At 63.1% G+C, this 13,594-nt stretch carries 12 protein-coding genes; 11 read left to right on the top strand and 1 reads right to left on the bottom strand.

What is annotated here, in order from left to right; genetic code table 11:
* Positions 1-142: SDR family NAD(P)-dependent oxidoreductase (locus tag AC1D1X_RS04635; protein ID WP_477697899.1), on the bottom strand; the 142-nt coding region annotated here is incomplete at its 3' end.
* A 144-nt stretch (positions 143-286) separates the two neighbouring features.
* Between AC1D1X_RS04635 and AC1D1X_RS04630 the strand changes: the two genes are divergently transcribed.
* The 11 genes from AC1D1X_RS04630 to AC1D1X_RS04580 all read left to right on the top strand — a co-directional run bounded on the left by AC1D1X_RS04630 (position 287) and on the right by AC1D1X_RS04580 (position 13,465).
* Complete coding sequence (locus AC1D1X_RS04630; protein WP_477697898.1) at positions 287-1,243, top strand: LysR family transcriptional regulator; 957 nt, start codon at positions 287-289, stop codon at positions 1,241-1,243.
* Between the two features lie 81 nt (positions 1,244-1,324).
* Positions 1,325-2,245, top strand: a complete 921-nt coding sequence (glyQ, locus tag AC1D1X_RS04625) for a glycine--tRNA ligase subunit alpha (protein WP_348049382.1) — start codon at positions 1,325-1,327, stop codon at positions 2,243-2,245.
* Positions 2,245-2,544, top strand: a complete 300-nt coding sequence (locus AC1D1X_RS04620; protein ID WP_477670110.1) for an antibiotic biosynthesis monooxygenase family protein — start codon at positions 2,245-2,247, stop codon at positions 2,542-2,544. Before glyQ ends, AC1D1X_RS04620 begins: the two co-directional genes overlap by 1 nt.
* An 11-nt stretch (positions 2,545-2,555) precedes the next feature.
* A complete protein-coding gene (locus AC1D1X_RS04615) occupies positions 2,556-3,089 on the top strand; it encodes a metal-dependent hydrolase (RefSeq protein ID WP_477670109.1) in 534 nt (177 codons plus the stop codon).
* Entirely contained in the window at positions 3,086-5,191 is a 2,106-nt protein-coding gene (glyS, locus tag AC1D1X_RS04610; protein WP_477670108.1) for a glycine--tRNA ligase subunit beta, read from the top strand. The genes AC1D1X_RS04615 and glyS overlap by 4 nt, the downstream gene beginning before the upstream one ends.
* 21 nt (positions 5,192-5,212) lie before the next feature.
* Positions 5,213-5,785, top strand: coding sequence for a D-glycero-beta-D-manno-heptose 1,7-bisphosphate 7-phosphatase (gmhB, locus tag AC1D1X_RS04605; RefSeq protein WP_457282820.1), 573 nt, complete (start codon positions 5,213-5,215; stop codon positions 5,783-5,785).
* A gap of 118 nt (positions 5,786-5,903) precedes the next feature.
* Complete coding sequence (locus AC1D1X_RS04600) at positions 5,904-6,683, top strand: lysophospholipid acyltransferase family protein (RefSeq protein WP_477670107.1); 780 nt, start codon at positions 5,904-5,906, stop codon at positions 6,681-6,683.
* Between the two features lie 36 nt (positions 6,684-6,719).
* The gene (locus tag AC1D1X_RS04595; RefSeq protein WP_477670106.1) at positions 6,720-7,748 is read left to right on the top strand and encodes a M48 family metallopeptidase; all 1,029 of its coding nucleotides are present in this window, start codon (positions 6,720-6,722) and stop codon (positions 7,746-7,748) included.
* 150 nt (positions 7,749-7,898) lie between these two features.
* The gene (locus AC1D1X_RS04590; RefSeq protein ID WP_348049366.1) at positions 7,899-8,339 is read left to right on the top strand and encodes a response regulator; all 441 of its coding nucleotides are present in this window, start codon (positions 7,899-7,901) and stop codon (positions 8,337-8,339) included.
* 61 nt (positions 8,340-8,400) lie between these two features.
* Entirely contained in the window at positions 8,401-12,705 is a 4,305-nt protein-coding gene (locus AC1D1X_RS04585) for a PAS domain S-box protein (RefSeq protein ID WP_477697897.1), read from the top strand.
* Between the two features lie 115 nt (positions 12,706-12,820).
* Entirely contained in the window at positions 12,821-13,465 is a 645-nt protein-coding gene (locus AC1D1X_RS04580; protein ID WP_477649333.1) for a response regulator, read from the top strand.
* Positions 13,466-13,594 lie beyond the last annotated feature (129 nt).

Here is a 13,594-nt window from a genome sequence, read left to right as displayed (position 1 = left end):
GGTCCCGGCCGGTGATGACGACCCGCGCGCCTTGCCCGGCGAATTGCAAGGCGGTGGCCAGGCCGATGCCGCTGTTGCCACCCGTGACCAGCACGGTCTTGTTGGCGAAGCGGGGTGTGAATGAAGTGGTTTGCGTGGTCATGTCGATTTCCTTTGTCTTGGTTGGGGTTCCTGGTTCGGTGGGCTTCCTGCCTGCCGATGAGTCCAATGTAAGTTTCATCTTCTATTGGAGGAAGGCCGTAAAACTGATTTAATCATTCATCTTTTATGAATGATGGGGGTTGAAATGGACCGGCTGCGTGCGTTTGAGATGTTTGTCACCGTGGTGGGCCGCGGCAGTTTCACGCGTGCGGCCGATGCGCTGGACACCTCGCCGGCCAACGTCACCCGCTATATCAATGAGCTGGAAGCCCACCTCGGCACGCGCCTGCTCAACCGCAGCTCCCGCAAGCTCTCGCTCACCGAAAGCGGCGAAGCGCTGTATGAGCGCAGCAAGTCGATTCTTGAAGAGGTTGCCGACGCGGAGGCGCTGGCCTCGTCGGCAACCCTGCAGCCGCGCGGGCGCCTGCGCATCAATGCGCCTGTGAGCTTTGGCATCCGGCACCTGGCGCCGTTGTGGCCGCGCTTCATGCAAAGCTATCCGGAGGTGGAGCTCGACATTGCCCTCAGTGACCGCGTGGTGGACATCGTGGAAGAAGGCTACGACCTCGCCATACGCATCTCGCGCACGGGGCCGGCCACCCATGCAGCCCGCAAGCTGGCGACTTCCTGCAACATCCTCTGTGCCGCGCCGGCCTACCTGAAAAAGCACGGCCGCCCGGTTGTGCCCGCCGACCTCGCGGGCCACAGCTGCCTGGGCTACACCTATGCCGCCACCGCCAACGAWTGGCATTTCACCGACAACGAGGGCCGCCCGCACGCGGTCAAGGTCAACTACATCATGCACGCCAACAACGGCGATACCGCCCGCGAAGCGGCCGTGGCCGGGCTGGGCATCATCTGGCAGCCGGCTTTCCTGGTTGGGGAAGACCTGCGCGAAGGCCGGCTGGTGCCCTTGCTGCCGGGCTACCGCATGCCTGAAATCGACGTGCTGGCGGTGTACCCCAGCCGGCGGCACTTGAGCGCCAAGGTCCGTGTGATGGTGGATTTCCTGGTGGAGGCCTTCAAGACCGGGCCCGGCTGGTATGTGCCGCCCACCCAGATGCCGCCCACCAAGGCGCCCGCGCGCCGCCGCGTAAAATGACCGGCTTGGCGGCCGCCACCTGAGGCGCCGCTCCCCGGGCCTGCAATCCAGGTGCCCCGCGTTTGGCAAAACTCCACTCTTATGCTTACTTTCCAGCAAATTATTTTGAAGCTGCAGTCCTATTGGGCTGACCAGGGTTGCGCGCTGCTGCAGCCCTACGACATGGAAGTCGGCGCAGGCACTTCGCACACCGCGACGTTTCTGCGCGCGCTGGGCCCCGAGCCCTGGAAAGCCGCCTATGTGCAGCCCAGCCGCCGACCCAAGGACGGCCGCTACGGCGAGAACCCCAATCGCTTGCAGCACTACTACCAGTACCAGGTCGTGCTCAAGCCGGCACCGGCCAACATCCTCGAGCTCTACCTCGGTTCGCTGGAAGCGCTGGGCTTTGACCTGAAGAAAAACGACATCCGTTTTGTCGAAGACGATTGGGAAAACCCGACGCTGGGCGCCTGGGGCCTGGGCTGGGAAGTCTGGCTCAATGGCATGGAAGTCACGCAGTTCACCTACTTCCAGCAGGTCGGCGGCATCGACTGCAAACCCGCCACCGGCGAAATCACCTACGGCTTGGAGCGCCTGGCCATGTATTTGCAAGGCGTGGACAACGTCTACAACCTGACCTGGACCGAAGGGCCTGATGGCTCGAAGCTGAGCTACGGCGACGTCTACAAACAAAACGAAGTCGAGCAGTCCACCTACAACTTCGAGCACAGCGACGCCGATTTCCTGTTCACCGCTTTCACGGCGCATGAAAAGCAGGCCAAACACCTGATCGACGTGCAGCTGGCCCTGCCGGCCTATGAGCAGGTGCTGAAAGCTGCCCACAGCTTTAACCTGCTGGACGCCCGCGGCGCCATCAGCGTGACCGAGCGCGCCGCCTATATCGGCCGCATCCGCAACCTCGCCCGCGCCGTGGCGCAAAGCTATTACGAAAGCCGTGAGCGCCTGGGCTTCCCGATGGCACCGCGCGAGTGGGTCGAGCAGATGGCGAAGAAGGCCGCCTGATGATTCTGGAAATCGCCCAGTTGCAGGTCAAGCCCGGCGAAGCGTCCGCTTTCGAGGCGGCTTTTGCCCAGGCGCAGGCCATCATCGCGTCAATGGGCGGCTACCATGGTCACGAGTTGCAGCGCTGCCTGGAAAACGACCACCACTACATGCTGCTGGTGCGCTGGAACACCCTGGAAGACCACACCGTGGGTTTCCGCCAGTCAGAGCCCTACCAGGCGTGGCGCAAGCTGCTTCACCATTTTTACGATCCGTTTCCCACGGTGTTGCACTACGCCGATGCCACGCCAAAACGGTGAGCTGATCTTCGATGCCCACCATCTTTTCYCACATCGCCGTCCCCATTGCAGCCGCAGTGGCGTTGGGCAGCAAGCGGATACCGCCTTCCATGCTGGTGGCGGGCATGGTAGCGGCCATCCTTCCCGACTTTGACGGCATCGCCTTCAAGCTCGGCATCCATTACGGCGGTATCTGGGGCCATCGCGGCTTTACCCACACCCTGGGCTTTGCGCTCGTGGTGGGCCTCATCGGCTGGTGGCTGGCGCGGCACTGGAAACTGGCGCTATGGCAGGGCTATGCGTGGATCGCGCTTTGCGCGTTCTCGCATCCCCTGCTGGACACCCTGACCAATGGCGGCGTGGCCATTCCCCTCTACTGGCCGTTTTCCGACCAGCGGTTTTTCAGTCCCTGGCGGCCCGTTGAGGTGTCGCCGGTCTCCTTTTCCCGGTTCTTCACGCAACGCGGCGCCGACGTGTTGCTCAATGAAGTCCAAACCATCTGGCTGCCGCTGATGGTTGCAGCCCTGGCCATTTTTGCGCTCCGACATTCCCGAAAAAACCAATGAACGCCTCCCAAAACCTTCTTGTTGAACTGTTTGTCGAAGAGCTGCCGCCCAAGGCGCTCAAAAAGCTGGGCGATGCCTTTGCCGGCGTGCTGTTCGAGCAGCTCAAGACCCAGGGCCTGACGGCGGCAGATTCGGCCCTCACGGCATTTGCCTCCCCGCGCCGCCTGGCCGCGCATGTCACGGCGGTGGCCGCACAGGCCGTCGACAAGGCTGTTTCGCAAAAACTCATGCCGGTGGCGGTGGGACTGGATGCTTCGGGCAATGCCACACCCGCGCTGCTCAAGAAACTGCAGGCGCTGGGCGCCGATGCATCGGCTGTGGCTGGCCTCAAGCGCGCGCCCGACGGCAAGGCAGAGGCCTTGTTTTACGACAGTGTCATCAAGGGAGCTACGCTGGTTGAAGGGTTGCAGAAAGCCTTGCTCGAAACCATTGCCAAACTTCCTATCGACAAGCGGATGACCTATCAGCTGGCCGATGGCTGGAGCGATGTGAAATTCGTTCGCCCGGCGCACGGCCTGGTCGCGCTGCATGGTAGCTCGGTGGTCGCTATCGAGGCTTTGGGCCTGAAGGCCGGCAACATCACGCACGGCCACCGCTTTGAAGCGGCCGTCGACCCGGTGGTGCTCAAGGATGCCGACAGCTACGCCGCTACCCTGCAAAAAGACGGCGCGGTGATCGCCAGTTTTGCCGCGCGCAAAGCCGAAATCGTCAAGCAGCTTGCTGCAGCCGCAGCCAAAGTTGGCGGTGGCGCCAGGGCGATTGAAGACGACGCGCTGCTGGATGAAGTGACCGCGCTGGTCGAGCGCCCCAATGTGTTGATTTGCGAATTCGAAAAAGAATTTCTGGGCGTGCCGCAGGAATGCCTGATCCTCACGATGAAGGCCAACCAGAAGTACTTCCCGCTGCTCGATGCGTCGGGCAAGCTCACCAACAAGTTTCTCGTGGTGAGCAACATCAGCCCGACGGATGCCAGCGCCGTGATTGGCGGCAACGAGCGCGTCGTGCGCCCGCGCCTGGCGGATGCCAAGTTTTTCTTCGACCAGGACCGCAAGAAAACGCTGGCTTCGCGCGTTGAAGGCCTGGGCAAAGTGGTGTATCACAACAAGCTGGGCACGCAGGGCGAGCGCACGCAGCGCGTACGCGCCATCGCCGAGGCGATCGCCAATCGCCTGAACGCCAATGTGGCCGATGTGCAGCGCGCCGCCGAGCTGGCCAAGACCGACCTGGTGACCGACATGGTGGGAGAGTTTCCCGAACTGCAGGGCACCATGGGCCGTTACTACGCGCTCAACGACGGCCTCAACACCGATGTGGCCGACGCCATTGAAGACCACTACAAGCCGCGCTTTGCCGGCGACGAACTGCCACGCAACACTGTTGGCGTCATCGTCGCGCTGGCCGACAAGCTGGAAACGCTGGTTGGGATGTTCGGCATCGGCAATCTGCCGACCGGCGACAAGGACCCGTTCGCGCTGCGCCGCCATGCGCTGGGCGTGATCCGCATGCTGGTCGAGAAAGACCTGCCTTTGGGCCTGCTGGAACTGGTACAGGGCGCGCAACCGGTGTTCGGTGACAAGATTCAGGATGCCTCCTTGGCATTGGTCGACTTTATCTACGACCGCCTCGCCGGCTCCCTGCGTGAGCAGGGCTACAGCGCGCAAGAAGTCGATGCCGTGCTGGCCCTCAAACCCCAGCGCCTGGGCGATGTGGCCAAACGCCTGGCGGCCGTGCGTGCCTTTGCCGCGCTGCCCGAAGCACCGGCTCTCGCTGCGGCCAACAAGCGCGTCGGCAACATCCTGAAGAAGGCTGAAGGCACGGTCGAAGCTGCCGTCAAACCTGAGCTGCTGCTGGAAGCCGCCGAGAAATCCCTCGCGGATGCATTGAAGACCGTGGGGCCCAAAGCCGAAGCCACTTTCGCCGCTGGCGACTACGCGGCCTCGCTGCAGGCGTTGGCCGCCCTGAAGGCGCCGGTCGATGCATTCTTCGACGGCGTGATGGTCAACGCCGAAGACCCGGCGCTGCGCGCCAACCGGCTCGGGCTGCTCGCAACCCTGCATCAATCGATGAACCGGGTGGCTGACCTCTCCAAACTAGCCACCTGAACTTTTTTCAAGGCAAACACCATGAAACTCGTCATCCTCGACCGCGACGGCACCATCAACAGCGACAGCGACGACTTCGTCAAGGCGCCGGACGAGTGGTTGCCGCTGCCGGGTTCGCTGGAGGCCATTGCGCGCCTGAACCATGCCGGCTGGCACGTCGTCATTGCGTCCAACCAGTCGGGGCTGGGGCGCGGCCTCTTCGACGTGGCGGCGCTCAACGCCATGCACGCCAAGATGCACAAGCTGCTGGCCGCGGTCGGCGGGCGCATTGATGCGGTGTTTTACTGCCCGCATGCCCCCGAGGAAAGCTGCACCTGCCGCAAGCCGCTGCCTGGCCTTTTTGAGCAGATCGGTGCGCGTTTCGGCGTGCCGCTCAAAGGCGTGCCCACCGCAGGGGATTCGCTGCGCGACCTGCAGGCCGGCGCAGCTGCGGGGTGTGAACCGCACCTGGTGCTGACGGGCAAGTCGGCACGGTACCGCAGCGGCGGGCGGCCTGAAGGCTTGCCCGAAGGCACGCAGTTGCATACCGATTTATCGGCATTTGCCGATTTCATCCTCGAACGCAGTGCCCGGCCCCTGCAAGTGGCCCTGTAGGTGATGCTATAAAAATGCTAGCTACCTGCGCTGACCAGATAAGGGTTAGAGCCTTAAAACATCGTGAAAACTGCTGTACACCAGCATCCACAACCTGCCAGATACCGGAAACCTTGACATGCGCCTGATTCGATCAATTCTTCATCTGCTGTGGATGGCCGTCACGGTGATCCCCTGGGCGACCTTTGTGGTGATTGCCTCCCTCTTTGTCAGCAGCAACACCATGTACTGGATGTGCGCGGGCTGGCTGCGCGTGGCGGTCAGCGGCGGCACCTTCATCCTGGGCATCAAGAACCGGGTGACCGGCATGGAAAACCTGCCCACGGGCCAGACCAGCGCCGCTGTTCTGCTGCTCAAGCACCAGAGCACCTGGGAGACCCTGTGCATGCCTACGCTGATGCCACACCCCCTGGCCTACGTTTTCAAGAAGGAGCTCTTGTACGTACCGTTCTTCGGCTGGGCGATGGCGCGCATGGACATGATCCACATCGACCGCAGCCAGCGCTCACAGGCTTTCAACAAGGTCGTCGTGCAGGGCAAGCGCCTGATGGCACAGGGCACCTGGGTCATCATGTTTCCCGAAGGCACACGCATCCCGCGTGGCCAGAAGGGTACTTACAAATCCGGCGGCACGCGCCTGGCCATTGAAACCGGCGCTCCCGTGATCCCGATTGCCGTGACCTCGGCCAAATGCTGGCCGCGCAAGGCCTTCATCAAAACCCCGGGCATCGTTGACATCTCCATCGGCAAGCCCATCGACAGCGCGGGCCGGCAGCCCGACGAGTTGATGCGCGAGGTGGAAACCTGGATCGAAGCCGAAATGCGGCGCCTTGACCCCGAGGCTTATGCCGGAGAAGTGGTCGCCGCGCCCGCCACATCCGTCGCGCCCAATACCTGAGCGGCCAGCCTGCCCATGCTGTCAAGCTAAACTGCCATGATGCAACGGCTTCTTCAGTTCACGCTCGACCTGTTTGATTCCGCGCCGGCGCCGCTTGCTGGCGTTCCCAGCGGCTCCAAAGCCAGAAAAATCAAGCCAAAAAGGCCTGAGACGACCGATAACAGTGCGCAACCAGCTATCGAAAATATAGCGGTGGCAGATTTCGTCGGCCCCCATCTTCCCGCACAAACCATCCAGCAGGCGCTGGCCCCGGCTACTTTCCGCCACCCCCGCGCCAGCCGTGAGACCGTCCTGGGCGGTGTGCTGGTGGCCTACGAATTTCGCCGCAGCAAACGCAAGACCATCGGCTTTTCTGCCGGCGCCGACGGCCTCACGGTCAGTGCGCCCAAATGGGTGCCGCTGTATGAAATCGACAAGGCCGTGCTGGAAAAATCCGGTTGGATCCTGGCCAAGCTGCAGGAAACCCGCGCGCGCCATGAGCGCCTGGAGTCCGCACGCATTGACTGGAAGGACGGCACTACGCTGCCTTTCCTGGGTGACCAGGTCATTGTGGTGATCGATCCGCGGCACGCTTTCGGCGGCGTCGGCGCCGAACTCAAAACCGGCCCCGCCGCCGCCGAAGTCTTGTTGCAGGGCGACGGCGATGCGGCCAATGGCACCTTGCCCGGCGTGGCGCAGCTCACGCTGCACGTGGGCCTGCCCCAGCAGGCCACGCCCGAGCAGATCCGCGATGCCGTGCAGGCCTGGCTGATGCGCCAGGCCAAGCGCATCTTTACCGAGCGGCTCAACCATTTCGCGCCGCACCTGGGCGTGCAGTGGCGCAAGCTCAGCCTTTCCAGCGCCGGCACCCGCTGGGGCAGCGCCAGCGCCGATGGTTCCATCCGGCTGAACTGGCGCTTGATCCATTTCAAGCAGTCGGTGATCGACTACGTGGTGGTTCATGAATTGAGCCATTTGCGTGTCATGGACCACAGCCCGCGTTTTTGGGACACCGTGCGCGCGGTGGTGCCCGACTACGCCGAGCTGCGCGGCCAGCTCAAGGACGAAGCAATTCCCCGCTGGTAGGCCGGCGCTGCTGCGTTTGGCATGCCCCGTTGAGCGACGTCAAAGGGGGTACAAATCACAGTACTGCGGCGTTTCTTTACTTGGTAATATGAGAAAACACCAAAAAAAGCAGAAAACGACAGGGATTGACTCCGCGCACCTGAAGTCCACATGAACGACAAACTCATACTCGTAGTTGAAGACAACCCGGACCACCTGGAACTGACCGTTCTGACGCTGGAGGAGCAGGGCGTCACGGCCGAGATTGCCGTCGCCCGGGACGGTGTGCAGGCGCTGGACTTTCTATTCGGCCAGGGTGCCCATGCGGGGCGCGACACGCAAAGGCAGCCGGCTTTCATCCTGCTGGACATGAAGTTGCCCAAGCTCTCCGGTCTGGACGTACTGCGCAGCGTGCGGGCCAATCCCCTGACCGCGCTGGTGCCGGTCGTCATGCTGACATCTTCCAGCGAGCGGTCCGACATCGTGGCGTGTTACCAGAGCGGGGCCAACGGGTTTGTCCGTAAACCTGTCGATTTTGGGGGGCTGACCGAAAAGCTCAACCGCCTGCAGGCCTACTGGCTGGGCGTCAATGAATCCATCGCGGCCGGCTGACATCCCGTGACGCACCGGTGGCCCAGAAACACCCGGTGCCGGTACCTGCGGCGCTGATGCCATGAAGCTTCATATCACGCTGCGGACCCGCCTTGTCATGCTCGTGCTGGTGGCGATAGTGCCGATGTTTGGCCTGTCCATTTTCAAGGCCGTCTACAACGCCGACGCCGCCGTCGAGCGCGCCCAAACCGACCTGCAATTCGCCGCATCGCTGGCCGCATCCAGCCAGCAGCGCCTGGCGGAATCGGCCCGGCAGATACTGACGGCGATTGTTCATGTGCCCGGCCTGCGGGACGGCAACGCCGACCGCTGCAACCGCTACCTTGTAGAGCTCAACAAGCTGTTTCCGCTTTACGCCAATTTCGGTATTGTGGGAACGGACGGCTATGCGCTGTGCAACGGGCAGGAAGGCGTGCGGCTCGGCTACCTGGGCGACCGTGCCTATTTCCGCAATGCCGTTGAGCAGCGCAGCTTTGTGGTGGGTGAATACATTGTGGGGCGTGCCACGGGCCGGCCTTCCATCACATTTGCGTTGCCGCTGCTGGACAAGGACGGGCGCGTTGACATTGTGGCTTTTGCGTCGGTTGACCTGGCCGAGATGGCGAAATCCACCATCGACGTCCAGCTGCCGCCCGGCGGCGCGCTGGGCATACACGACCGCGGCGGCGTGCTGCTGGCGGGCAAACCCGACCTTCCCATACGAATCGGGCAGGTGGCCAGAAGCCCCGTGCTGAAGGCGGCCGTGCAGCAGATGCGTAACGGAACCAGCGATGGGCCGGACGGCACCGGGCAACGCCGCCTGTGGGCTTTCATGCCCAGCAGCCCCGACGTACACGCCGCTTTTTTTGTGGCGGTCAGCCTGGACCGCGAACTGGTCGTCGGCGCCAGCCGGGAACAGCTGTGGCTGGAACTGGTGGTGTTGTTGCTGGTGGCATTTGTGGGCGGCGGCATCGCCTGGGTCATCGGCGGGCGTGCCATTGTTGAGCCCACCCGAAACATCCTTGAGGCCATCCGGCAGCTCCAGAACGGCCGGCTGGATGTGCGGATACCACCAGGCCGGCCTGACGATTTCGGGGAGTTTGCGAGGATATCCACGGGCTTTAACCGCATGGCCGAGTCGCTTGAGCAACATCGGAGTGTCCTGGAGGCCGAACTGGCAAACAGCGAAGCCATCCAGCAGAAACTGCGGGACGCCCAGCGCCTGGGCCGCATCGGCTACTGGCAGCTGGACACCGGCACCGATGAAAGCTGGTGGTCCGATGAGGTTTACGAGGTGCTCGGCGTTGACCGCGCGACCTTCGACAGGAACCATGGCAGATTCATGCAGCTGGTCCATCCCGGGGACCGCCAGGCCTTCAAGGAACGGCGCGATCTGTCCGTTCGGACCAACCAGCCGCTGGACATGGAGTTCCGCATCGTCACGTCCGCTGGCGAGATTCGATGGGTCCACCTGTTTGGCCGCGCTGACGAAGCGCAGCCCGGGGACACCGGGCAGGAGGGGCAAGGCGCGGGCCGCGGCCCGTCGGGGCGCCGCCGCTCCGGCGTGATCCAGGAAATTACCGACCGCAAGCGCGCGGAACTGGTGGTGGCCCGCAGCACGGAGCTGCTGAACCGCACCGGCGCGCTGGGGAAAGTCGGCGGATGGGAGGTCGCTGTCGACACCATGACGCCTTACTGGTCTGAAGAAATTTACCGCATCCACGAACTCGATCCGGCGGCCGGCCTGGGGGTTGAGGAGGCGCTCGACTTTTATGCACCCGAAGCGCGGCGCACCATCCGCTCGGTCGCCCTGGCTGCCCTGAAGCAGGCAACGCCATGGGACCTGGAGCTGCCCCTCATCACGGCAAAGGGCCGGCGCATCTGGGTGCGCACGCAGGGCCGGGCTTTGCAGCGGGACGGCAAGGTTGTGAGCCTGGTCGGCGTGCTGCAGGACATCACGGAACAGCACGAAGCGCAGGCGCACCTGCGCCTTCTGGAAACCGCCGTATCCCGGCTCAACGACATTGTGCTCATCACCGAGGCCGCACCCATCGATGGCGCCGGCCCGCGCATCATCTTTGTCAACGACGCTTTTGAGCGCCGTACGGGTTACACGCGTGAGGAGGTGCTGGGAAAAACACCACGCCTGATGCAGGGCCCCAAAACGCAGCGGGACGAGCTCGACCGCATCAAGGCCGCACTGGAAAAATGGCAGCCGGTACGCGCGGAGCTCATCAACTACACCAAGAGCGGCGAGGAAGTCTGGCTGGAGCTCGACATTGTTCCGATCACCGACACCAAAGGCCACTACACCCACTGGGTCGCGGTGCAGCGCGACATCACCCAGCGCAAGCTGGCAGAGCAGGCACTGGTAGAAAGCGAGCACCGCTACTCGGCTCTCTTTGAAATGGCGCCAATCCCGATGTGGGTTTTTGACGCCGAGACCTATCGCTTCCTCATGGTCAACGAAGCCGCCGTCAAGAGCTATGGCTATACGATGGAAGAGTTTCTGTCGATGACGATCTACGACATTCGCAGCGAAGCAGAAGCTCAAAACCTCCGGACCCAGCACGCCGCCTCGCCTTTGATCGTCAAGGAACGCTGGGAGCATCGCCGCAAAGACGGGTCATTTTTCACTGCCCGCCCTTTTTCAACCTCGGTGCGGTATGCCGGCCGCCCGGCGCGTTTTGTCCTGGCGCTGGATATCTCGGCCCAGGTCAAGGTTGAAAATGAGGTCCAGGAACACCTGTACACCTTGCAGCGCGCCGCCGACGCAGCCCAGGCCATCACCTGGCATCAGACGCTTGAAAGCACCATGCACGAGGTGGCCGAGCAGGCCCGGGGGGTGATAGGCGCGCACCAGGCGATCGTCAGCCTCACCGTGAACAGCGACTGGGGGCAGGCCATCAACGCCCTGTCGCTTTCCGAAAAATATGCGAAATACCGGGACATGATCGAGCCGCCCGACGGCACCGGCATTTACGCCCTGGTCTGCCAGACCAACCGGTCCATGCGCATGACCCAGGCCGAGCTGGAGGCGCATCCGCGCTGGCACGGCTTCGGCAGTTACGCCGACAAGCATCCAGCCATGCGCGGCTGGCTGGCCGTGCCGCTGACGGGCCGCGACGGCAAAAACATCGGGCTGCTCCAGCTGTCCGACAAATACGAGGGTGAGTTCACGCAGGAGGACGAATATGTGGCGCTCGAACTGGCCCAGCTCGCGTCCATCGCCATCCAGAACTCTCGCCTGATCGAGGAGGTCAGCCAGCTCAACACCGGACTGGAGCAGAAAGTCGCCGAGCGCACACTGGCGCTGGAGCGGCAAGAGGCGCTCTTCCGGGCGCTGGCCGAACAGGCGCCCCAGGTGGTATGGACCAGCGACCCGGACGGCGCGGCCACCTACTTCAACCGAGCCTGGTTTGACCTGGCGGGCGGCAAGATGGAGGACTGGACCGGCACGCAGTGGTTTACGGCCATTCATCCGGACGACCTCCCCGATATCAGGGCCCGCTGGCAGGTCGCCCGGGAGACGCGGTCGCAATACTCGGGCATACGCCGCGTGCTGGCCAGGGACGGCGTGCACACCATGTCCTACCGCGCATCGCCCGTGCTGGACGAACGCGGTGAAGTGGCCTTTTGGGTGGGCATTGACGCGGACATCACCGAGATCAAGGCCATTGAGGCCGCCCTGCGCCTGTCCAACCAGGAACTCGAGGCATTTTCATACTCCGTGTCGCACGACCTCCGCTCGCCGCTGAACACCGTGGACGGCTTTAGCCGCCTGCTGGGCAAACACCTGGGGGCCGATGCCGGCGAGAAGGTGACGCATTACCTGGCACGCATCCAGGCCGGCGTGGCGCAGATGGGGCAACTGATTGAAGACCTGCTGTCGCTGGCGCAGGTGTCGCGCACGCCCCTGAACAACAAKGTGGTGGACCTGTCGGAGCTGGCCCGCATCATCCTGGACGAATGGCGGGTGCGCGACCCCGAACGCAAGGTTGCGGTGAACATCGAAAAAGGGCTGAAGGCGCACGGCGACAGCCGGCTGGTCCGGGTGGTGATGGAAAACCTGATCGGCAACGCCTGGAAGTTCAGTGCCCAGCAACCCCTCAGCGAAATCACCGTAGGCTGCCAGCTTGATGCAGCGGGGCTGCCGGAGTTTTTCGTCAGGGACAATGGTGCCGGCTTCGACATGGCCTATGCCGACAAGCTCTTCAAGCCGTTTCAGCGCCTGCATGCCGTCGCGGAGTTTCCGGGCACGGGCATCGGGCTGGCCACCGTCAGCCGCGTGATCAAGCGGCATGGCGGCAGGTTGTGGGCCGAGGCGGCGCCCGGCAAGGGGGCAACGTTCTTCTTCACCCTGCCCACCGCACCGCTGTCCCCCTGACGCTGGCAGTGCCCGTTGGTGTTAGTTGATGCTTACTATCATTTTCTATGAAGCGATTGAGTCGAATTGATTAAAATGCCCAAAATGAAACACTCCAATCCCCGTTCGGTCTGCCATGGCGCGTGAACCCAAGTCCTTCGAGGCCGCGATCACGGCTGCGGATTTCTCCAGCGAGGATTACTGCGGCACCAGCTATGCAGCCAAGCTTCTGGGGCTCTCCGTTGCGACGGTGCAGTCCCTGGTTGAAAAAGGGGAAATCGAGGCGTGGAAGACGCTGGGTGGGCACCGCCGCATTGCGCTGCAGTCCATCAACGCCTACCTGGCCAAAAACAGCCCACAGCTGTCCCGTGTCGACACCGACCCCAAAAGCCGCCTGCGGGTGCTGATGGTGGAAGACGACGAAGACACCCGCGAGCTGTACCGCTGCCAGTTTGAAGACTGGGACCTGCCGGTTGACTGCACCTGGATGCCATCTGCCCTGGAGGCCATGATGGATATCGCCAGCATGCGGCCCGACCTGCTGATCACGGACCTGTCCATGCCCGGCGTGGACGGCATTGAGATGCTCAAGACACTCAAACGCAACGTGCAACTGGCCGACATGCAGATCGTTGTCATCAGCGGCTTGCCTCCCGACGCCATTGCGGCACGCGGAGGCTTGCCCCAGCACGCCCACCTGCTGAAAAAACCTGTCAACTTTGAATGGCTGCACGGCTACCTCACCGCTTTGGTGACGGCTAACCGGAAGTGGAGGGCTTGAGCCCCCACGCTTTTCACTTCGCCTTCGGCTTCGTGTAATGCGCTGCCCCCCGAGGGGGCGCTGCGCCTGCGGTCTGGCAAAGCCAGTCCCGCGGCCCCTGCTGGTAAAGAAGGGGCCCCACAGCCATCC

It is taken from the genome of Polaromonas sp. P1_G4, from assembly GCF_056405475.1.
Note: the sequence above shows the minus strand (reverse complement) of the source record. Positions and strands in the feature narration are given on the sequence as shown.